Here is a 20,904-nt window from a genome sequence, read left to right as displayed (position 1 = left end):
CGTCTGAAAACGTATCAACGTATTGTTCAGACGGCCTCTCTTTAATGATAATGCCTGATAAGTTTATAAAGTTTTCAGACGGCCTTTGAATTCATCAATGCCGCCATATCCTTTTTGCGCCATCACGGCTTTCAATTCGCGGGTCAGCCGCTCAAACACCGCCACGCCTTCCTGATGCAGCACCGTGCCCACCTGCACCATATCGGCGCCGCAGAGAATATGTTCAAACACATCGGTGCCGTTTTGCACCCCGCCGGTGCCGATAATCTGAATGCTGCTGTTGAGGCGCTGACGGAAGGCAAACACATTGGCCAGGGCGGTGGGTTTGAGATAGGCGCCGCCGATGCCGCCGAAGCCTTGTTTGGGTTTGATCAGCACGCTTTCGGCAGCCGCATCGACACACAGGCCGTTGCCGATGCTGTTGACCGAATTCACATAGGCCAGCGGAAAGCGGTTGAGAATGGCGGCGATTTGATCGAAATGCACCAGGTCGAAATATGGCGGCAGCTTGATGCCCAACGGCGCGCGGTATAAATCGAACACGGCTTCCAAAATGCGCGTCACGGCTTCAAAATCATAACCGGTTTGCGGCTTGCCCGGCACATTGGGGCAGGAAAGATTGAGCTCGACAATGCCTTCAAAATCAGAGGCCTGCACCTGCCTGAGCAGGGCGATGTCTTCCTCGACATTAAAGCCGGTGAGCGACACGAAATAGGTTTTGCCGGGCACTTGGCGCTGCGCGGCAGAAACATAATCCAAATAATAGGCCAGCCCGAAATTGGGCAGCCCCATCGAATTGATGCTGCCGTAAGGCGTGTTGCAATAGCGCGGCTCGGGGTTGCCTTCGCGCGGCACAAGGGTGGCCGATTTGGTGACAAACGTGGCCGCCGCCGACTGCTGCACGGCGTCGAGCTCTTCGGCGCTGTAATCATACACGCCGGCGGCATTCATGATGCAGTTGTCAAAATTAAAACCGGCGATGTGGGTACGGGTGGATATCATGCGCTTGCTCCTCGGGCGTCAGTTATCCGCATAATCTAGCATGTTGTGCAGCAACATTTTCTGATGAAGCGCAAAGTAATGAAATTTCATCAAATTTCACAACATTTCAGCGGTTTGGAAGATGCTGTCGGGATGCCGGTTTGCTGCTGCCGGCAAAATAGACAAGCATGACCATACCGTTTATCATGTTATTCAACCGATTATTTGATAACAGGAGGATGGAATGGCCATCGGCTCATATGCACTTTACCGCTGCGCAATATTGTCCACCTCCACCGGCTCGCTCGACAGCATACTCGACCGCAACAGCCCGATTCAGATTCTGCGCCTGACCGTACACACCGGCAGCCATTCTTATGCAGACGGCCTCGACCTGGAGCCGGAGCGGTTTTACCAATGGATGGCGCAGCACCCCGACACACCGCCCACCACCGAGCCGCCCTCGGCGCAGTCGCTGCGCAATATGTTTCATTATCTGCATGAGCAAGGCTATCGCGAAGCCGTGATTACCACCCTCAGCAGCCGGCTGAGCACCAGCGCCGCCATCATCCGCCGCGTGGCCGCCGAAATGGCCGATATGATGGCCATCTATGTTGTCGACACCGGCCTGGCCTGCATGCCGGAAGGTTTTTTCGCATTGGAAGCGCTCAGATTGCTGCAAGCGGGCAAAACCGCCGCCGAAGTGGCGGATTATCTGGAGCAGCTCAAACCGCGCGGCGAGCTGTTAATCGGCCTCTCTTCGCTGCGGCAGGCAGCCATCAGCGGCGGCTTTAAGCGCGCAGGCATTGCCGTGAGCAACCTGGCCGTCAAACCGGTATTCCGCTTCAGCAACAACCAGCTGACCATGCTCAACGACACTTATGACAACAATGCGCTGCTGGATGCCACCGTAGCGGCTGTGGCCGGGCGCATCGAAGGCCGCGACCGGAGCGGTTTGGTGGTGGGCGGCATGTATGGCGGCAATCTTGATCTTTACCGCCAATTCGCACACAAGCTGCACCAAAAAACCGGCCTGCATCTGCAAGGCATTCCGATTACTCCGGTTATGGGTGCCTACATCGGCACCGACGCCATCGGTGTGGGCATTATCGAACGGCTGCCGGAATAAATGCCGCCAGTCATTTGCAAAAATAAGCCGGCAAACACGGCAATTCAGCCGGTTTGTGTTTATCAATGGATTTAAATACCTGTCGGCAGCGGAATCTGCCGAAGCCCTGTATCGGCTTCACATTTAAATAAAAACAGGCCGTCTGAACGTATTTCTTTCAGACGGCCTGTTTTTATTTAACGTGCGTTATTCAAGGCAAAAATGGCCACACAATAAACCGCTTGTGCAGATTCCCTGCAACAAAACCCCTGCACAAACGATATCGGCAAGCCTTAATTCAGCGCCCCGAATTTGCCGTTGTTGAAATCCTCCACCGCCTGCACCAGCTCTTCGCGGCTGTTCATCACAAAGGGGCCGTAAGCCGCCACCGGCTCGTTGATCGGTTTGCCGCTGAGCAACAGCAGCGCCACATCGTTATCCAGCGCTTTGATGCGGATTTCGCCGGCTTCGGTTGCAAATGTTACCAATTGGGTGGCGCCGGCTTGGTGTGTGCCGTTGAATTCGGCCTCACCGCGGCGCATTGCGATGGTCAGGTTGTGATCGGCGGGCAGCCTCAGCACGATTTCGCTGCCGGCTTCAAGCCGCACATCCCACACGTTCATTTCAGTAAACGTTTCTGCCGGGCCTTTTACATCTTGATATTCACCGGCAATCACACGGATATGGCCGCGGTTGTCTGCCAAAGCCACCTCCGGAATGGCTGCCGCCGGCAAGTGTTGGTAGCGGGCGGGGGTGTTTTTGTCTTTTTTCGGCAAATTCACCCACAATTGCGCCATTTCAAACAAGCCGCCGCGTTTGCTGAAGGCTTCGGAATGAAACTCTTCATGCACAATGCCTGCACCGGCAGTCATCCATTGCACATCGCCCTCGCCGATCACACCGCCGCCGCCGCTGCTGTCGCGGTGTGCCACTTCGCCGTGATAGGCGATGGTCACGGTTTCAAAGCCTTTGTGCGGATGCGCGCCCACGCCGCGCGGTTGCGTTTCATTGGGGGCAAATGTCATCGGTGCGGCATAATCAAGCATCAGAAACGGGCTGGTGTGTTTGTCTTCACCCATATGGGAAAACAGCGGTGCCACTTTAAAGCCGTTGCCCACCCAATGTGTGCCCGGGGCGTTGTAAATATAACGGATGTTGCGCATGTTGTAGGTCCTTTCCTGTGGCCGTCTGAACGTTTCAGACGGCCTGTTGCCCATTTGAAAAAGCCGGGCAAGCCGATATCGTGAAATGTATAAAAAGTGCTATGGTGTTGCGGTGTCTTGCATCACTTCTTTCCTCATTTAACAGATTGTGCAGGCTGCCCGGTGTTCATGCCGTGTTGCGCCCGCCGCCATACCGCGGGCTTGTGCATCACGCAAAGCGGCAGGAGTTACATCGTTGCCTTCAGGATCTATCACGGTTACTGTGGCCAGCATATTGGTCATCTGCCCTTTCACCGCCTCAAGATAAGCCCGCCGCAACACCTCGCGCTCGGCAGTTTCTGCCACAGTAAGCGTGCGGATTTTGGCCAAACCGGCCAACTCGTTGATACGGTCTAATTCAGGGATACGCATATCGCACTCCTTTCTTCTATCATTTTTTTAATATGAATTGATTATATCAATATGCCGTCTGAAAGGTAAGTACGCACAAAAAGAATACTGTGGTAAAGCAACATCATCGCCATGCCGGGCACGGCAAACGCAGTCGGATGCCGGTATCCGACAAATCGTTTAAATTGTTCGATATGCTTGTGGTGCTAAATGATTTTGGCCGTCTGAAAAATGTCGGATTCAAGCATCCGGCCTATAAGGGATATGGTGTGGATTGTGCCTACGAAAACGCTGCACGTGCAGAGGCCGTCTGAAGAAAATGCTTTCAGACGGCCTGGTTAGAATGGGTTTCAGACGGCCTGTAAGGTTTCGTTTGCTTCTGCACCCGGATACACAATCAGCGGCTCTTTCGGGCGTATGCCTTCGGCCTGCATGGCTTTGGAGCGGTGCACCAGAAAATCGAGCAGGTGGTTGCGCATGGCGTAAAAGCGCGGGTCGTGGTGCATGTTTTCGCGGTTGCGCGGCTTGGGAATGGTGTTGACCACGATTTCGGCGATGCAGGCTTCGGGGCCGTTGCTCATCAGGAAAATGCGGTCGGCCAGCAAAATCGCTTCGTCGATATCGTGGGTAATCATATACACGGTTTGGCGGGTTTCCTGCACGATTTTCAGCAATTCGTCTTGAATCACGCCGCGGGTAAGCGCATCGAGTGCACCGAAGGGCTCGTCCATAAACAGCATTTTCGGTTCTACTGAAAACGCGCGGGCAATGCCCACCCGCTGCTTCATGCCGCCGGAGAGTTCGCTCGGTTTTTTATCCAGCGCGTGGCTGAGGCCGACCAGGCCGATATAGTGCTGCACGCGCTGGGCGACATCGGCCTTGCTCATACTGGGGTGGCGCGAGCGGACGGCAAAGGCGATGTTGTCGCGCACCGTCAGCCACGGCAGCAGCGCATGGCTTTGAAACACCACGCCGCGGTCGAGGCCGGGGCCGGCCACTTCTTTGCCGTTCATCACCACGGCGCCTTCGCTGGCGGTTTCCAGCCCGGCCAAAATATTCAGAATCGTGGACTTGCCGCAGCCGGAATGGCCGATCACGCAGATAAATTCGTTGCGCCCAATGTCGAAGCGGATGTCTTGAAACACATTGGGCTGGCCGGCGCGGTAGCGTTTGGCGAGGCCGTCGACTTCCATCAGCGGTTTGGTATTCAGGGGTTGGGTAGTCATGCTCATGCTCCTTTTCAGACGGCCTTATTCAATATAGGTAACTTTTTTCTGCAACCAGCCGAAGCTCATGTCGAGCAACATGCCGACAATGCCGATCAGCAGCACCGCAAACACCACGTTGCCCAGCGAAAGGTTGTTCCACTGGTTCCACACAAAATAGCCGATACCGGTGCCGCCCACCAGCATTTCGGCGGCCACAATCACCAGCCAGGCAATGCCCATCGAGATACGCATGCCGGTGAGAATGGCCGGGGCGGCGGCGGGCAGAATGATTTTGAACGCCTTTCTGAAAGGTTTGACTTCCAGCGTGGCGGCCACATTGAGCCAGTCTTTGCGCACATTGGCCACGCCGAAAGCGGTGTTCATCAGCATCGGCCACAGCGAGCAGATGAAAATCACGAAAATGGCCGACATATTCGAATCTTTAATGGTGTAGAGCGCAATCGGCATCCAGGCCAGCGGTGAAATCGGCTTCAGCAGCTGAATATAAGGGCTGAGCGCTTTGGAAATCAGCGGCGACATGCCGATAATGTAGCCCAGCGGTATCGCCACTGCCACCGCCAGCAGATAGCCGGCCAACACCCGCAGCAGCGAATAGCCGAGCTGGATGCCGATGCCTTTGTCGTTGGGGCCGTTGTCGTAAAACGGCTGCGACAGATGATCCCAGCCCAGCTTGGCAAAACCTGCGGGGGTGGGAAAATCAGAAGGATTGCCCACCGGCACATCGCTGCCGTCTTCAGGCAGATCGCCCATCAAGATTGCGTATTCGCGCTGCTCCGGGGTGTAGCTGGCGGCCGGCGGCGGCAGGGTGGCGGCATACCAAATCAAAATCATGCCCAAGAGCAGCATCAGCGACACCAGCGGCGCGGCGTAAGGGGAAACGGTTTTTTTCATGGTGGTTCCTTATAAATCATCAATCTTGAAATCTGTTTTCAGACGGCCTCTATCCTGTGCAGGCCGTCTGAAACCCATTCACAAAAGTAAGCTGACAAGGCAGCGGGCCGAAGACAGTAACGCGTGCGGGGCTGTTTGACTTGGCGCTTCAGCGCCGTTAGGTTATTTTTGTGGATTGGTATGAAACAACCTCAGCGTTTGATTTGGAAACTCGCGGTATAAGCATCGGGGCGGTTGGGGTCGAAGGCTTTGCCCATCACGTTGAAGCCGGCGTAGGCGTTGCGTTCGGGCACGCTCTGCCCCAAGGCGCGCATCTGCTTTTGCGCATCGGTGAGCATAAACACTTTTTCGGCCAGCGCGCGGTAATCTGCCTGACCTTTCACATAGCCCCAGCGCTTCATCTGCGTGAGCATCCACACGGCAAACGAATACCACGGCAGCGCATCAAAGCCGGTGCGGTCGGGGTAATCCTGCACCTTGCCCACACCGTCGGCAAAGCGGCCGGTAAGCACTTGGCGCACCACGATTTCGGGCTGGTTGAGATAATTCGGCCCCGAAATGGCACGGGCGATTTCACGGCGGTTTTCACGTTGATTGGCGGCGGCGGTGGCGCTGAGAATGGCGCGGTAGAGCGCCAAAAAGGTGTTGGGGTTTTGTTCGATAAACGCTTGCGACGTGCCGAATGCGCAGCAGGGGTGGCCGTTCCAGATATTGCGCGAGAGCGTGTGGATATAGCCCACTTTGTCAAACACGGCGCGTTGGTTAAACGGCTCGGGGCCGAAAAAGCCGTCGATATTGCCGGCGCGCAGATTGGCAATCATGTCGGCCGGCGAAGTGAGCCGCAGCTGCACATCGCGGTCGGGGTCGAGGCCGTGTTCGGCCAGAAAATAGCGCAGCAGGTAATTGTGCATCGAATGCTCGAAAGGAATGGCAAACACCATGCCTTTCCAGTTTTTCGGATTGCGGTTGTTAACATGCTTGAGCGATATGGTGAGCGCCTGGCCGTTGATGTTCTGAATCGAGGCCACCTGCATATTTTGCGGCGCAGAGCCCAAACCCATGCTGATGGCCAACGGCATCGGCGCCAGAAAATGGCTGGCATCGAGCTCGCGGTTCATCATGCGGTCGCGCACCAGCGCCCAGCCGGCGATTTTGTTGAGGGTAACGTTGAGCCCCTGTTTGGCATAAAAACCCATTGGGTCGGCCATAATCAGCGGTGTGGCGCAGGTGATGGGGATAAAGCCGATATTGAGGTTTTTCTTTTCCAGATTGCCCTGCGTTTTGGTTTCGGCCGCCATCGCCTTGAGGCTGTCGAGCGGCAGCACGCTGCTGATGGCCGCCATCGCCGTGCCCGCACCCACCGCTTTTAAAAACGCGCGCCGGGTCGGCTCGTGCGGAAACAGCGCATGCACGGCGGCGGCTTCGACAAAATCTTGCGACAAGGCTTCTTCTCCGCCGTTTTGCCCGGCATCGGCCTGCGGGTCGCGGCAGACGCCGGGCGGATGGTGCAGGCCGCAGCGGCACAAGCCCAATGTGCTCTCGGCATCGTAGGGGCGGAAACGGTTGTTCTGCATGTGGTGCTCCTTGTGATGGTGTGTTTAAAAAAACATAAAGCATTTGGCGTGCCAATTATGTTTTTATTGCAAATCATATGGTTAAATAAATTTATTTTTCTACATTGTTGACAATTCAAACAATCCGTTGATAATGTTCAAATCATAATGAGCCAGAGCAAAACCGTTTCAGACGGCCTGAACAACCACACAGTAAAGAGAGCGGCGGATGGAAAAAGAAAAAAAAGACAGCCACGGGCGGGCTTTGGAAATTCTGCTGTTGCAGCAGGTGATGCAGAATGTCGGCAAAGGCGGCACGCCCGATGCGGCGCTGAAAACCATGCTGCACCTGATGTCGGAGCTGTTGGGTTTGAACCGGGGGCGCATCATTCTGCCCGAAACCAACGGCACCACGCTCAGCATCCGTTATGCCTACGGGCTGACGGCAGCACAAAAAGCGCGCGGGCGTTACCACCATGGCGAAGGCATTACCGGCACCGTGTTTGCCGACCGGCATCCGATTATCGTGCAGGATATCCGCCAAGACCGCCTGTTTCTCGGCCGCGCGGTCGATAAAAGCGATCTGCCGCCCGAAAAAGTGTCGTTCATCGCCCTGCCGCTGATGGCGGAGCACCGCTGCATCGGCGTGCTGGCCTGCCACCGTTTGCGCTTGAGCGAGCGCGCCATGCACGACGATATGGCCATGTTGCAGATTCTCGCCACTCTGGCCGCGCAGCTGCTGCACTGGCACGCCGCCACCGAAGCGCGTGCCGAAACCTTGCTCGACCAAAACGCCATGCTGCAAAAGGCCTTGATGGCCAGCTCGCGCCGCTACGGCATCATCGGCTCTTCCCGGCCGCTGCTCAAAGCCATCAACGATTTGGAGCAGGTGTCGGCCAGCAATGCCAATGTGTTGCTGCTGGGCGAATCGGGCACCGGCAAAGAAATGTTTGCCCGCGCGCTGCACACCGCCAGCCCGCGCGCCGACAAGCCGTTTATCAAAGTCAATTGCGCGGCCATTCCCGAAAGTTTGTTTGAATCAGAATTATTCGGCCACGAAAAAGGCGCTTTTACCGATGCCCGCCACGAACGCGCCGGTTTGTTTGAACAGGCCGACGGCGGCACCATTTTTTTAGATGAAATCGGCGAATTGCCGCTGGCGGTGCAAAGCAAGCTGTTGCGCACGCTGCAGGAGGGCACGGTTACCCGCCTGGGCAGCCGCCGCGAAACCAAAATCAACGTGCGCGTGGTGACCGCCACCCACCGCCATTTGGCCGAAGAAGTGCGCATGGGGCGCTTTCGCGAAGATTTGTATTACCGCCTGTATGTCATCCCCATCCAGCTGCCGCCCCTGCGCGAGCGGCGCGAAGACATTCCCGAGCTGACCGCTTATTTTCTCAACCGCATCAATCAGGAAAACGAACGCAGCGTCAACCTGACGCCCGCCGGCGTGAAAGCCTTGCAGCAGTATCACTGGCCCGGCAATATCCGCCAGCTTGAAAATGTGTTGGAACGGCTGGTGTTGCTCTCGCCCGGCGCCATTGCCGATGAAAATGCGGTGCTGCCGCTGTTGCAGCAGGTGGAAGCAGAGCCCCTGTTTCAGACGGCCGTCCACAGCGCATACGGCGCCCCCGCGCAGCCCAACCCGATGATGCAGCCTTTTGCCGTACGCCCTTATATGCAGGCCGAATCGCACACCCTGGCCGAATTGGAACAGGTGCTGGCGCAATGCCGCGGCAACAAAACCCAGGCCGCACAAATGTTGGGGCTGACCGCGCGGCAGTTTAATTACCGGCTCGACAAATTGAGAAACCTTTAAGCAGCCGTATCGGTTTCGAGGCCGTCTGAATGCATGTTTCAGACGGCCTTTTTGTCGGACAGCGCCGCAACAATGTCGACATTGTCAACTTTGTATGGTCATAAGAAATATCTTAAATCCTTGAAAAACAATAAAAACAAGAATTGGCACGCAAAATGCTGTACTCTTTTCAGGCAGGCTGCAACCCACGCCTGTAACACACACCCGATTATTGTTCCCTGAGGAGAATCCGCATGACCGAAACCACTTACCTGCGCCCCATCGATGCCGAAGGCCTGGAAAAATTCGCCGCCGCCGGCCGTGAAAACCCCGACCGCAAAGGCACCAACAAAGTGCACACCGTATCAGTGGGCAAATTCCGCACCATCAGCTACCTCACCAACGGCGACCCCTGCCACCCGGGCGTGGTGGTCGACGAGCCTTACCACCTCTTCGGCGAAAACACCGCGCCGGCACCGGGCGAAGTGGTGCTGAGCGCACTGGGCGGCTGCCTCACCGTCGGCATCGTGGCCGTGGCCACCCACCGCCAAGTGAAACTGAGCAAGCTCGAAGTGTTTCTCGAAGCCGACATCGGCAACACCGCCGCTTGGGGTGCCGGCGGCGCCGAGCGCGAACCTGCGCAAATGGGCTTTCAGGCCATCCGCGTCAAAATCGACATCGACGGCGATGCCGATAAAGAAACGCTGGCCGAAATCGTGCAGCACGCCAATTATTTCTCACCGGTAGCCAACACCATGCGCAACCCGGTGGCCTTTGAAATCAGCACCTTGTAAAGCAGATGCTTCAGACGGCCTGCTTAATAGAGGCCGTCTGAAAACCCCAAACTTTTTCCAAAACTTTTTTGAATGCAATCAATCGGATTTTATTCAAAAACGCTTTGAAACACACGCACAGAAAGGCAGCCACCATGACCCCGCTCAGCTCCGAATTCCTGCAACACCCGCCCGCTTTGTTTGTACCCGAATGGGCCGACGGCGCCAAAGTGCTGGCCGACACAAACCGCATTGCCCGCGAAGCGCTTGCCCCGAAAACCTATGATATCGATCTTGGCTATTACCCGCTCGACATCATGGCCCAACTCGGCGCCGCAGGTGCGCTCGCCCCGCACATGAGCGCGCAGGGGCTGCGTTTTGATTTGGCCATTGATGCCATGCGCGCCGTGAGCCGGGTGTGCGGCACCACCGGTTTTATGACCTGGGCGCACCATGCCTGCGGGCTCTATCTCGACCAATCGGAAAACCCCGCCATTCACAGCGGCAGCGTGATTCAAAGCCATATGCACGGCCAAACCTTCGGCGGCACCGCCCTTTCCAACCCCATGAAAGCCTGGACCGACATTGAGCCGATGGCCTTGCGGGCGAAAAAAGTGAACGGCGGCTACAGCGTTTCCGGCAGCCTGCCGTGGGTGAGCCACATCGGCCGCGGCCAGTATTGCGGCGCCGTGGCGCAGGTGGAAAGCGCCGGCGCCCCCTACGATATTCTGTTTCTGCTGCGGCTGGATGAGCGTGCCGAATTGCGCCAATGCCCCAAATTCAGCGGCATGGAAGGCAGCGGCACCTACGGCATCGGCCTGAAAGACTATTTCGTGCCGCACGACGACATCATTGCCGACCCGGCCAAACCGTTTATCTTGAAAATCCGCGCCGCCTTCATCTTGCTGCAAATGGGCTTGGGGCTGGGCATTATCGAAGGCTGCATCGACGACATCAAAAGCGTGGAAGACCAGCTCGGCCATGTCAACCAGTTTCTCGAAGACCAAGCCGGCGGCCTGCAAACTCTGCTCGATGCCGCCGCCAAACAAACCCGCGAAATGGCACAAACACCGTTTGATACCGGCAAAGATTTTCTGCTCGATGTGATCGATTTGCGCGCACAAGGAGCGAAATACTGCCTGCGGGCCAGCGAAGCGGCGCTGATGCACACCGGCGCCCGCGGCTATCTGGCCGCCGCATCCGCCCAGCGGCGCGTGCGCGAGGCGCAGTTTGTCGCCATCGTAACCCCCGCCATCAAGCACCTGCGCTTTTTGGCACAGCAACTGCTCACTGAGGAGATGCCCGCATGAACACCCCCGCCACCCCCCTTGCCCAAAGCGTGCAAAACGCCCTCAACCCCGCCGACGACAGTTGGAAAAAATACATCTGCCGGGCCTGCGGTCTGATTTACGACGAAGTGGAAGGCGACCCCGACAGCGGCATCGCCCCCGGCACCAAATTTGAAGAGATTCCCGATGATTGGGTCTGCCCCTTGTGCGGCGTGGGCAAAGGCGATTTCGAATTATTTATTCCGCGCGTACTCAATATCGTGCCGCAGCAAACCACCACCGCGCCTGCAGACCACTACGGCGTGATTATTCTCGGCGGCGGCATGGCCGGCTGGGCAGTGGCCGAAGCCGTGCGCAGTCTGGATGAAGCCAGCCCCATGCTGATGGTTACCGCCTGCAACGGCGACCGTTACCACAAGCCCGAGTTGTCGGTGGCCATCAGCAAAGGCGTTGATGCGGCCAAAATCGTGAAAAAAACCGGCAGCAGTGCCGCCGCCGAACTCAACTTGAGCCTGCTGCCGAAAACCTTTGTGCTCAATATCGACAGCCGTCTGAAACAAATCCGCACCACCCGCGGCGCCTTTACCTACGACAAACTGGTATTCGCCACCGGCGCCACCCCGTTTATGCCCGACGTGTTGCCGCCGCAATATTGCTGGCGCATCAACCACCTTACCGGCTTCGACGGCCTGCAAAAAGCGTTGGCCAAAGGCCCGCAGCGGGTGGTGATAGTCGGCGGCGGCATGATCGGCACCGAGCTGGCCGAAGACATCAGCCGCGCCGGCCACCGCGTGACCATTATCGACCGCGCCGAATACCCGCTCTGCGGCCTGTTGCCGGAGCAGGCGGGGCGGCGCTTGGCCGAAGCGCTGCACAGTCAGGGCATACGCTATTGCGGCGGCCGCCATGTGAGCGGCGCGGCGCGGGCAGAAGACGGCAGCTACCGGCTCAGCAGCATCGGCACGGCCGGCATCGCCTATCTGGATGTGGCCGACCAGATTGTGGTGGCCGCCGGGCTGAAAACCGACCCCCGCCTGCCCGAACGCGCCGGATTGGATTTCCACCCCGCCAGCGGCGTCCGCGTGCACCCCGACACCTTGCAAACCAGCGTGGCTGATATTTATGCCTTGGGCGACTGCATCGATTTAAACGGCAAAGCCTGCCGCTTTATTGCGCCGCTGCAAGCGCAGGCCGACATCATCGCCGCCGAAATCATGGGGCAGACACATGCGCCCTATGCCCACAGCGAGCCGGTGGTGCGTCTGAAAACCAAAAGCCTGTCGGTGGTGGTATCGGGCAGCCCCGACCGCGACGCCGCTTGGGCAGTGCAGAAAAACAGCGCCGAAGAATTGTGTTTGCAGCAAATGCAGCAACGGCAAGTCAGTGCCGAAATCCGCATCAGCCGGCCTTAGATTCTTGCTTGATGCCCCTTCTTTAACCCCCTTACCCCCCCTTTTTTTTGATGACCACACATGAGGAGCAATACCATGATTACCAGCCGCAACGATGTTACTGAAATGATTATCGCCGCCAAAGTCAGCAAAGGCTTGAAGTGGGAAGATGTTGCCGCCAAAGTCGGCTTGAGCAAAGAATGGGTGACCGCCGCCTGTCTCGGCCAAATGGCCTTGAGTGCAGAGCAGGCCGCCACCGTGGCCGAAATTTTCGGCTTGGATGAAGAAGCCGCCAAATGGCTGCAAGAAGTGCCTTATAAAGGCTGTCTGCCCACCGCCGTGCCCACCGACCCGCTGATTTACCGTCTGTATGAAGTCATCAGCGTATACGGCACCACCATGAAAGCGCTGATTCACGAAGAATTCGGCGACGGCATCATGAGCGCGATTGATTTCTCAATGGATATCCAGCGTGAAGCCGACCCGAAAGGCGACCGTGTGAATATCGTGATGTCGGGCAAATTCCTGCCGTATAAATCGTATTGATACTGCGGTTAGGATACCCTAAGCCGTTTATACCCGACAGAGGCCGTCTGAAAGGTTTCAGACGGCCTCTGTTGATGTGTTTGAGCAAGCTTTTACAAGCCCAGCGTCCAACTGTTATCCGTCGGCGAGCACAACTCTTCGTTAATCTTATCATAATGCCGGAAAATATATTCGATGATTTCGTCTTCATCATCGATGATGTGAAACAGATCCAAATCCGCGGCCGAAATCAGCCCCCGGCCCAACAGCTGCTCCTGAATCCAGCCCACCAGGCCTTGCCAGAAGCTGCGCCCGACTAAAATAATCGGCCGGCTCGGCGTTTTGCCGGTTTGCACCAGTGTGAGGCTTTCAAACAGCTCGTCCAGTGTGCCGAAGCCGCCGGGCATCACCACATAAGCCACGGCATGCTTCACAAACATCACTTTGCGCGGGAAAAAGTGCTGAAATTTAATCGACAAATCCTGATACGGATTGCCGTGTTGTTCGTGCGGCAACACAATGTTCAGCCCCACCGCCGGGCTTTTACCGGCAAACGCCCCCTTGTTGGCGGCTTCCATGATGCCGGGGCCGCCGCCGGAAATCACCGAAAAACCGGCATCGGAAAGCTTGCGCGACAGCCGCTCGGTAAACAGATAATCGGCGTGGTCGGGCCGGGTGCGCGCGCTGCCGTAAATGCTCACCGCCGGCTGGATGGCATGCAGCTCCTCGCCCGCTTCGACAAATTCGGAAATGATTTTCAACACATGGTAAGACTCGCGCGCTTTGATTTCGCGGCGGGTTTCTTCCCGCAAAATCGGGTCGGGCAGTTTTTGATACAGGCTCATGGGGCGTATTCCGGGTTGGGTGGGTGTGTTTATTCTACCGAAATCCGCCGATTCGGCAAATGGCCGTCTGAAACCGCCTTGCCACTTTGGCCGGCTTGCGTTTTCAAACGGGCACGGTTTATACCGTCTGCGCTTGGCGGCCTTTAAAGCACTGTTACAGCCGCAGCAACCGACACGCCCTTGCTTATAGCTAAAAATTCTTTAGATAGCTTGGAATATTCTTTCCCTTTTTGCCACCGCGTATTTATAGTCACAAGCTCGCCAAATTACCCCTTTGAGGATGCTTTATGACCCTGCTTTCCGCCCGCCACATCACGCTCGGCTACCCGCAAAACGGCGGCATCAACACCGTGTTGCGTGATTTTTCGCTGGAGGTAAAAGAGGGCGAACTTATCGGCCTGATGGGCCCCAGCGGTGTGGGCAAATCCTCGCTGCTGCGGGTATTGGCGGGGCTGGCCAAGCCTTTGAGCGGCGAAGTGCGCCTGTTTGGCGAAGCCGTTACCCGGCCGCACCCGCGGTTGGGGTTTGTGTTTCAGCAGGCGGCTTTACTGCCTTGGCTGAACGTGCGCGACAATGTGGCATTTGGGCTGGATTTCAAAAGCCAGCCGCTGTTAAGCCGCGCCGAGCGCAAAACGCGGGTAGACGAGGCCATCGAAGAAGTGGGCTTGGCGCACGCGGCCGAGATGTTTCCGGGCGAGCTTTCAGGCGGCATGGCGCAGCGCGTATCGTTGGCGCGGGTGCTGGCGCGCAACCCCGAAATCTGGCTGCTCGACGAGCCGTTTTCCGCGCTGGATGCCGTAACCCGCACTGAAATGCAAGACCTGCTGCGCGCGCTGATCAGCCGCCACAACGCCAGCGCGGTGATGGTGACGCACGACATCGATGAGGCGCTGATTCTGGCCGACCGCGCCATTCTCATCGGCAACAAGCCCGGCCGCCAAATCGGCGAATGGGTGTTGAACCTGCCTTACCCGCGCCACGATTCGCTGCTGGAAATGAACCCGGAACGGGTGCAGATTTTACAGGCTCTGCGCGATGCCCACGGCCACAAACACCAGGTGGAAACGGTGGAATTTGTGATTTAGGCCGTCTGAAACCCATTCACAAACACAACTCAGCAGCGTTGGCCCGCCTTGTTCGCTTGCTTTTGTGAATGGCGATGAAAGGGTATCCGGCAGCCTGTCGCCGCACACTGCCGTTGAATTAAATCCGCTTTCAGACGGCCGCCGATAAAATCCATCACAATAAAACACACATACAAGGAATCCATCATGACCAGCCGCCGCGATTTCCTCAAACTCGCCGCCCTGTTTACCGCCGCCGGCAGCCTGCCGCTGTTGCAGGCCTGCGGGCGGCAGGCAGCGCAAAACCCTGATGCGCCGCTGAAAATCGGCTATCTGCCGATTACCGACGCCACGCCGCTGCTGGTGGCACACGCGCAGGGCTTGTTTGAAAAACACGGCGTGGCCAATGTTGAAAAACCGGTGTTGTTCCGCAGCTGGGCCTCGCTGGTGGAAGCTTTTCTCAGCGGCCAGGTCAACCTGATTCATTTATTGTCGCCAATGAGCATCTGGGCGCGTTACGGCAGCGCCTCGCCGATTAAAGTGGTGATGTGGAACCACATGGCCGGCTCGGCGCTGACGGTGGCGCCCGATATCGACACGATTGCCGGCTTGGGCGGGCAAACCGTGGCGATACCGTTTTGGTATTCGATTCACAATGTGGTGTTGCAGAAAATCTTGCGCGAAAACGGCCTCAAAGTGGTGGAGAAAAACCCGCAGGCCGGCGAAGTGAAGCTCAGCGTGATGGCGCCTTCCGACATGGTGGCGGCGCTGGCCAACCGCGCCATTGCCGGCTTTATCGTGGCCGAACCGTTTAACGCCGTGGCCGAAAGCAAGGGTGTGGGCAAGGTGTTGCGCTTTTCCGGCGACGTGTGGCGCGACCATGCCTGCTGCGTAACGCTGATGCAGGAACACGACATCAACCGCCGCCCCGAATGGGTGCAAAACGTGGTGAATGCATTGGTAGAAGGCCAAGCCTACGCCGCCGGCCATCGCACCGACACCGCGCGGATGCTGTCGAAACAAGGGCCGAACAAATACACCCCGCACGAAGATGCGGTGTTGCAAAACGTGCTCGCCCCCGCCCCCGATGCCTGGGCGCGCTACACCGAAACGGGCATTATCCGCCACCCCGAATGGCATCAAAACCGCATCGATTTCCAGCCCTACCCCTATCCTTCCTATACCGAAAAGCTGGTGGAAATGCTCAAAGAAACCCATATTGCGGGCGTTAACCGCTTCCTCGATACGCTCAGCCCCGCCTTTGCCGCGCAGGATTTGGTAGACGACCGCTTTGTGAAGCAGGCGGTTGAAGCGGGGCAGTTTCAGCAAGTGTTTGGGCTGAACGGCTGGACGCGCGAGGAAATAATTGCGGTGTGAAGGATGGCAGAGAAAAGCCCAAAAAGTTTCAGACGGCCTGCACCTTGCTTCCCGCTCCTATGGGAGGGGGTTAGGGAGAGGTAACAAACCCTAAGGCGTGTCCCGCCAAGCCGTCTGAAAGCTAGCCCTTTCAGACGGCCTTTATAAAAAACAACACACTATTTTCAGCACACCATTTTAAGGAACCCCATGTCCGCATCTCTGAAAAACTCCGCCCTCAGCGCCGCCGGTCTCATTATTCTGCTGATTGCCTGGCAGGCCGGCACTCTGCTGCTGGCGCAAAAAATGCCGTTGGCCAATATGCTCGCCCCGCTGCCCACCTTTCAAAGCCTGTGGGATTTGCTTATCAGCAACCAACTGACCGGCCACATGATTGCCAGCCTCAAGCGCGTGGCAGTGGGGCTGCTGTGGGCGCTGGCTTTCGGGGTGCCGCTGGGCTTGCTGATCGGCCAGTCGACGCTGGTGGAAAAGCTCACCGGCACCTCATTTCAGTTTCTGCGCATGATTTCACCGCTGTCATGGATGCCGGTGGTGGTGATGCTGCTCGGTATCGGCGATGCGCCGATTTATTTTCTGCTCGCCTTTGCCGCCGTGTGGCCGATTCTGCTCAACACCGCCACCGGGGTGAAATCCATCGACCGCCAATGGCTGCAACTGGGCCACTCGCTCGCCGCCACCCGCCGCGAAATGCTGTTTAAAATCATGCTGCCCGCCGTGTTCGGCCACATTCTCACCGGCTTGCGGCTGGCCATCGGCGTGGTGTGGATTGTATTGGTGCCCTGTGAAATGCTGGGCGTGAACGAAGGCTTGGGCTATTTTATTCTCGACACCCGCGACCGCCTGGCTTATTCTGAGCTGATGGCCGCCATTGTGCTGATTGGCGCGCTCGGCTGGCTGCTCGATGCCGCCACCCGCAAGCTGCATGCGCGCTGGGTGCATTGAGTTTGAGAAGCTTGCAGGCCGTCTGAAAACCGGTTTCAGACGGCCTGTAAGCTTTGCTGCCGGCATCTGATTAACAGCAAACTGCTGCCCGGCGGCGCCGCGGCTTGCAGAAAAACAGACAGCTGTCACATTTTTCGATTATCATCAGGCTTTCTATTTTCTGAGAAAGCATGCAATGAAACACGATCCCCAACACCTGCAAAATCAATACGCCCGCTGGGAAGCCTTGCGCGAGGCCTTGGAAACCGCCCAGCAGCAATGGCAGCAGGCCGATGAGATTTTGGCCGAGTTAAACGAATATTACGGTAGCGAGCAATGGTATGAAGACCGCGAAAACGACCAATTGCAGCTCGATACCGGCAGCCACTTTTCAATTCTGGACGAAGACACTTTGTGGGAAGCGCTGCAAAGCCGGCACGACATGGCATTAAATTGGATGCGTTTGGGTTTGGATGCGCTGGATCGGGAATAACACCTGAAGCGCGGCGCATCGGGCGCAGAATGAAGATAATGCCAAAGGCCGCCTGAATCATCAGGGTTCAGACGGCCTTTTGTTGCCGTTAAACCGAATCAGCCTGCTTTGCTGCTTGGCAGGATGATTCGGCATAAGGCGCAGCGGATATCAAGATTTTCTATTATATAATGGCGGCACTGCTTAATTTTACGGTGCACCGCCCATGAATACCCTGTTGCTGGTCGACGGCTCTTCTTATCTCTATCGCGCGTTTTACGCCATGACCCACCTTTCCGCGCCCGACGGCACGCCCACCAATGCCGTATACGGCGTGCTCAATATGCTGCGCCGCCTGCGCACCGACGTGCCGCACGATTATTGCGCCTGCGTGTTTGACGCCAAAGGCAGCAATTTCCGCCACGAGCTGTTTGCCGACTACAAAGCCACCCGCCCGCCCATGCCCGACGATTTGCGCCCGCAGGCCGATATGCTGCCCGAATTGGTGGCGCTGATGGGCTGGCCGGTGTTGAAAGTGGCCGGAGTAGAAGCGGATGACGTTATCGGCACATTGGCACATCAGGCTGATGAAGCAGGAATGAAGGTGATTGTGTCTACCGGCGATAAAGACATGGCGCAATTGGTTAACGAGCGCATCACGCTGGTGAATACCATGAGCAACGAAACGCTGGATATCGAGGGCGTGGTCAACAAATTCGGCGTGCGCCCCGAGCAGATTATCGATTATCTGGCCTTAATCGGCGACAAAGTCGACAATGTGCCCGGCGTGGAAAAATGCGGCCCCAAAACCGCTGTCAAATGGCTGGCCGAATACGGCAGCCTGCAAAACGTGATGGCGCACGCGGCCGATATCAAAGGCAAAGTAGGCGAAAATCTGCAAGCCGCCTTGCCGCACCTGCCGCTGTCTTACCAACTGATTACCATCAAAACCGATGTCGATTTGCAGCAAGAGCTGCCCGAGGGCATGCAGAGCCTGCACCGGCGCACCCCGAAATGGGAGGCGCTGGCCGAGCATTTCCAAACACTCGGCTTTAAGAGCTGGTTGAAAGAAGCCGAAGCCCAAATCGGCAACGGCAACGGCCGCGGCGGCGATTTGTTTGCCGCCGAAACCGCACCGCCGCCTGCTGCTGCGGTTGCCGCACCGCCGCCCGTGCCCGAAATCGCGCCCGCACCCGACAAGCTCGATTACCGCGCCATCACCACCGAAACCGCGTTTGCAGAATTGTTGGCCAAACTCGATGCCGCTACCGCCGTCGGGCTCGACACCGAAACCACCAGCCTCGATGCCATCAACGCCGCGCTGGTGGGTATCAGCATCGCCTTTGCGCCCGGCGAAGCCGTGTATATCCCGCTCGGCCACACCCCCACCGCCGCGCCCGAACAACTCGATTTGCACGAGGTATTAGGCCGTCTGAAACCCTATCTGGAGTCAGGCCGTCTGAAAAAAATCGGCCAAAACCTCAAATACGACGAACACGTTTTTTACAACTACGGCATCAAATTAAACGGCATTGCCGGCGATGCCATGCTGGCCTCGTATATCATTGAAAGCCATTTAGGGCACGGGCTCGATGAATTGGCCGAACGCTGGCTCGGCCTGCCCACCATCACTTATGAATCGTTGTGCGGCAAAGGCGCCAAGCAGATTTCATTTGCCGATGTCGCCATCGAGCAAGCCACCGAATACGCCGCCCAAGATGCCGATTTCGCCCTGCGCATCGAAGGCCGTCTGAAAACAGCAATGGACGCCAAACAGCTTGAAATGTATCAAAACCTCGAGCTGCCTGTGGCCGAAGTATTGTTTGTGATGGAGCGCAACGGCGTATTGATTGATAAAGACGAGCTGGCACGCCAAAGCCACACGCTGGGCAGCGAGCTTGTGCAACTGGAACAGCAGGCCTACGAAATCGCCGGCCAGCCCTTCAACCTCAATTCGCCCAAGCAATTGCAGGAAATCCTGTTCGGCAAAATGGGCATCCCCACCAAAGGCCTGAAAAAAACCGCATCCGGCGGCGTGTCGACCAACGAAGCCGTGCTCGAAACCCTCGCGCCCGACTACCCCCTGCCCAGCGTGATTCTGCAAAACCGCAGCCTCGCCAAACTCAAATCCACCTACACCGACAAGCTGCCCGAAATGATTAACCCGCACAGCGGCCGCGTGCACACCACCTATGCCCAAGCCGTCGCCATCACCGGCCGGCTCGCCAGCAACAACCCCAATCTGCAAAACATCCCCATCCGCACCGAAGCCGGCCGCAAAGTGCGCCGCGCCTTTATCGCCCCCGAGGGCAGCAAAATCGTATCCGCCGACTATTCCCAAATCGAATTGCGCATCATGGCACACTTGAGCGGCGACAAAACCCTGCTCCAAGCCTTTAAAAACGGCGAAGACGTGCACCGCCGCACCGCCGCCGAAGTGTTCGGCATCGCCCCCGAAAACGTCAGCAGCGAGCAGCGCCGCTACGCCAAAACCATCAACTTCGGCCTGATTTACGGCATGGGCCAATACGGCCTGGCCAAATCGCTCGGCATCGATAATTTGTCGGCCAAAAGCTTTATCGACCGCTACTTCGCCCGCTACCCCGGCGTAGCCGACTACATGCAGCGCACTAAAGAGCTCGCCGCCGCCCAAGGCTATGTCGAAACCGTGTCCGGCCGCCGCCTCTACCTGCCCGGCATCCACAGCAAAAACGGCAATGAACGCGCAGGTGCAGAACGCGCCGCCATCAACGCCCCCATGCAGGGTACCGCATCCGACCTTATCAAACGCGCCATGGTCGACGTGTTGGCCTGGCTCGTTTCAGACGGCCTCAAGAGCAAACTGATTATGCAGGTGCACGATGAATTGGTGCTGGAAGTGCCGGAGGCGGAGCTGGGTTTGGTGCAAGCCAAACTGCCCGAAATTATGCAGAAAGCCGCCGTGATGGACGTGCCGCTGCTGGCCGAAGTGGGCGTGGGAGAGAATTGGGAAGAGGCGCATTGATTGCCTGCCTATATTCGTCTCAGTGCCTAGGTCGGATACTTGTATCCGACAAAATGCTTAATGTTTCTGCCATGCTCAATGATTGCGGTTATGGTGAAAAGGTCGGACACAAGCATCCAACCTGCATTTA

General features: G+C 57.2%; 19 protein-coding genes and 1 pseudogene. 13 read left to right on the top strand and 7 right to left on the bottom strand.

What is annotated here, in order from left to right; genetic code table 11:
• Positions 1–63 precede the first annotated feature (63 nt).
• Entirely contained in the window at positions 64–1,002 is a 939-nt protein-coding gene (locus LVJ83_RS00100; protein WP_244785182.1) for a dihydroorotate oxidase, read from the bottom strand.
• A 223-nt stretch (positions 1,003–1,225) separates the two neighbouring features.
• Here LVJ83_RS00100 and LVJ83_RS00095 point away from each other — a divergent pair, with 223 nt between their 5' ends.
• Positions 1,226–2,110 (top strand): DegV family protein, encoded by an 885-nt coding sequence (locus LVJ83_RS00095; RefSeq protein ID WP_244785181.1) that lies wholly within the window; start codon positions 1,226–1,228, stop codon positions 2,108–2,110.
• A gap of 272 nt (positions 2,111–2,382) precedes the next feature.
• Here LVJ83_RS00095 and LVJ83_RS00090 read toward each other — a convergent pair whose 3' ends face one another.
• A complete protein-coding gene (locus LVJ83_RS00090) occupies positions 2,383–3,252 on the bottom strand; it encodes a pirin family protein (protein ID WP_244785180.1) in 870 nt (289 codons plus the stop codon).
• A 138-nt stretch (positions 3,253–3,390) separates the two neighbouring features.
• Positions 3,391–3,663, bottom strand: coding sequence for a DUF896 domain-containing protein (locus tag LVJ83_RS00085; protein ID WP_244785179.1), 273 nt, complete (start codon positions 3,661–3,663; stop codon positions 3,391–3,393).
• Between the two features lie 89 nt (positions 3,664–3,752).
• Between LVJ83_RS00085 and LVJ83_RS00080 the strand changes: the two genes are divergently transcribed.
• Positions 3,753–3,956 carry a hypothetical protein gene (locus LVJ83_RS00080; protein WP_244785178.1) on the top strand — a complete coding sequence of 68 codons (204 nt, stop codon included), beginning with the start codon at positions 3,753–3,755 and terminating at the stop codon, positions 3,954–3,956.
• 36 nt (positions 3,957–3,992) lie between these two features.
• Here LVJ83_RS00080 and LVJ83_RS00075 read toward each other — a convergent pair whose 3' ends face one another.
• The 3 genes from LVJ83_RS00075 to LVJ83_RS00065 all read right to left on the bottom strand — a co-directional run bounded on the left by LVJ83_RS00075 (position 3,993) and on the right by LVJ83_RS00065 (position 7,336).
• Positions 3,993–4,868 (bottom strand): ABC transporter ATP-binding protein, encoded by an 876-nt coding sequence (locus LVJ83_RS00075; protein WP_244785177.1) that lies wholly within the window; start codon positions 4,866–4,868, stop codon positions 3,993–3,995.
• 24 nt (positions 4,869–4,892) lie between these two features.
• Positions 4,893–5,762 (bottom strand): nitrate ABC transporter permease, encoded by an 870-nt coding sequence (gene ntrB / locus LVJ83_RS00070; RefSeq protein ID WP_244785176.1) that lies wholly within the window; start codon positions 5,760–5,762, stop codon positions 4,893–4,895.
• A 191-nt stretch (positions 5,763–5,953) separates the two neighbouring features.
• Positions 5,954–7,336 carry an ABC transporter substrate-binding protein gene (locus LVJ83_RS00065; protein WP_244785175.1) on the bottom strand — a complete coding sequence of 461 codons (1,383 nt, stop codon included), beginning with the start codon at positions 7,334–7,336 and terminating at the stop codon, positions 5,954–5,956.
• 208 nt (positions 7,337–7,544) lie between these two features.
• Between LVJ83_RS00065 and LVJ83_RS00060 the strand changes: the two genes are divergently transcribed.
• The 6 genes and pseudogenes from LVJ83_RS00060 to cynS all read left to right on the top strand — a co-directional run bounded on the left by LVJ83_RS00060 (position 7,545) and on the right by cynS (position 13,112).
• On the top strand, positions 7,545–9,134 hold the full coding sequence (locus LVJ83_RS00060) for a sigma-54-dependent Fis family transcriptional regulator (protein ID WP_244785174.1): 1,590 nt from the start codon (positions 7,545–7,547) through the stop codon (positions 9,132–9,134).
• A 233-nt stretch (positions 9,135–9,367) separates the two neighbouring features.
• Complete coding sequence (locus tag LVJ83_RS00055; RefSeq protein WP_244785173.1) at positions 9,368–9,907, top strand: OsmC family protein; 540 nt, start codon at positions 9,368–9,370, stop codon at positions 9,905–9,907.
• A 134-nt stretch (positions 9,908–10,041) separates the two neighbouring features.
• A complete protein-coding gene (locus tag LVJ83_RS00050; protein WP_244785172.1) occupies positions 10,042–11,196 on the top strand; it encodes an acyl-CoA dehydrogenase family protein in 1,155 nt (384 codons plus the stop codon).
• A 29-nt stretch (positions 11,197–11,225) separates the two neighbouring features.
• A pseudogene (rd, locus tag LVJ83_RS00045) lies at positions 11,226–11,411 on the top strand (rubredoxin); the annotation flags it as partial.
• Positions 11,388–12,587, top strand: coding sequence for an FAD-dependent oxidoreductase (locus tag LVJ83_RS00040; RefSeq protein WP_280515240.1), 1,200 nt, complete (start codon positions 11,388–11,390; stop codon positions 12,585–12,587). The pseudogene rd and the gene LVJ83_RS00040, both read left to right, overlap by 24 nt.
• 60 nt (positions 12,588–12,647) lie before the next feature.
• Positions 12,648–13,112 (top strand): cyanase, encoded by a 465-nt coding sequence (gene cynS, locus LVJ83_RS00035; protein WP_244785171.1) that lies wholly within the window; start codon positions 12,648–12,650, stop codon positions 13,110–13,112.
• 92 nt (positions 13,113–13,204) lie between these two features.
• On the opposite strand, the gene LVJ83_RS00030 is transcribed toward cynS, so the two are convergent.
• The gene (locus LVJ83_RS00030) at positions 13,205–13,936 is read right to left on the bottom strand and encodes an LOG family protein (protein WP_244785170.1); all 732 of its coding nucleotides are present in this window, start codon (positions 13,934–13,936) and stop codon (positions 13,205–13,207) included.
• Between the two features lie 287 nt (positions 13,937–14,223).
• Between LVJ83_RS00030 and LVJ83_RS00025 the strand changes: the two genes are divergently transcribed.
• The 5 genes from LVJ83_RS00025 to polA all read left to right on the top strand — a co-directional run bounded on the left by LVJ83_RS00025 (position 14,224) and on the right by polA (position 20,774).
• Positions 14,224–15,021, top strand: a complete 798-nt coding sequence (locus LVJ83_RS00025; RefSeq protein WP_244785169.1) for an ABC transporter ATP-binding protein — start codon at positions 14,224–14,226, stop codon at positions 15,019–15,021.
• A gap of 186 nt (positions 15,022–15,207) precedes the next feature.
• Positions 15,208–16,377, top strand: coding sequence for an ABC transporter substrate-binding protein (locus tag LVJ83_RS00020; protein WP_244785168.1), 1,170 nt, complete (start codon positions 15,208–15,210; stop codon positions 16,375–16,377).
• A 189-nt stretch (positions 16,378–16,566) separates the two neighbouring features.
• Positions 16,567–17,319 (top strand): ABC transporter permease, encoded by a 753-nt coding sequence (locus LVJ83_RS00015; protein WP_244785167.1) that lies wholly within the window; start codon positions 16,567–16,569, stop codon positions 17,317–17,319.
• A 175-nt stretch (positions 17,320–17,494) separates the two neighbouring features.
• Positions 17,495–17,791 (top strand): DUF4298 domain-containing protein, encoded by a 297-nt coding sequence (locus LVJ83_RS00010; protein WP_244785166.1) that lies wholly within the window; start codon positions 17,495–17,497, stop codon positions 17,789–17,791.
• A 205-nt stretch (positions 17,792–17,996) separates the two neighbouring features.
• On the top strand, positions 17,997–20,774 hold the full coding sequence (polA, locus tag LVJ83_RS00005; RefSeq protein WP_244785165.1) for a DNA polymerase I: 2,778 nt from the start codon (positions 17,997–17,999) through the stop codon (positions 20,772–20,774).
• Positions 20,775–20,904: the final 130 nt, after the last annotated feature.

The sequence above is a fragment of the Uruburuella testudinis genome (assembly GCF_022870865.1).
GTDB classification, from domain to species: domain Bacteria; phylum Pseudomonadota; class Gammaproteobacteria; order Burkholderiales; family Neisseriaceae; genus Neisseria; species Neisseria testudinis.
The sequence above is the reverse complement of the archived record's forward strand: the minus strand, read 5'-3'. Positions and strand labels throughout refer to the sequence as shown.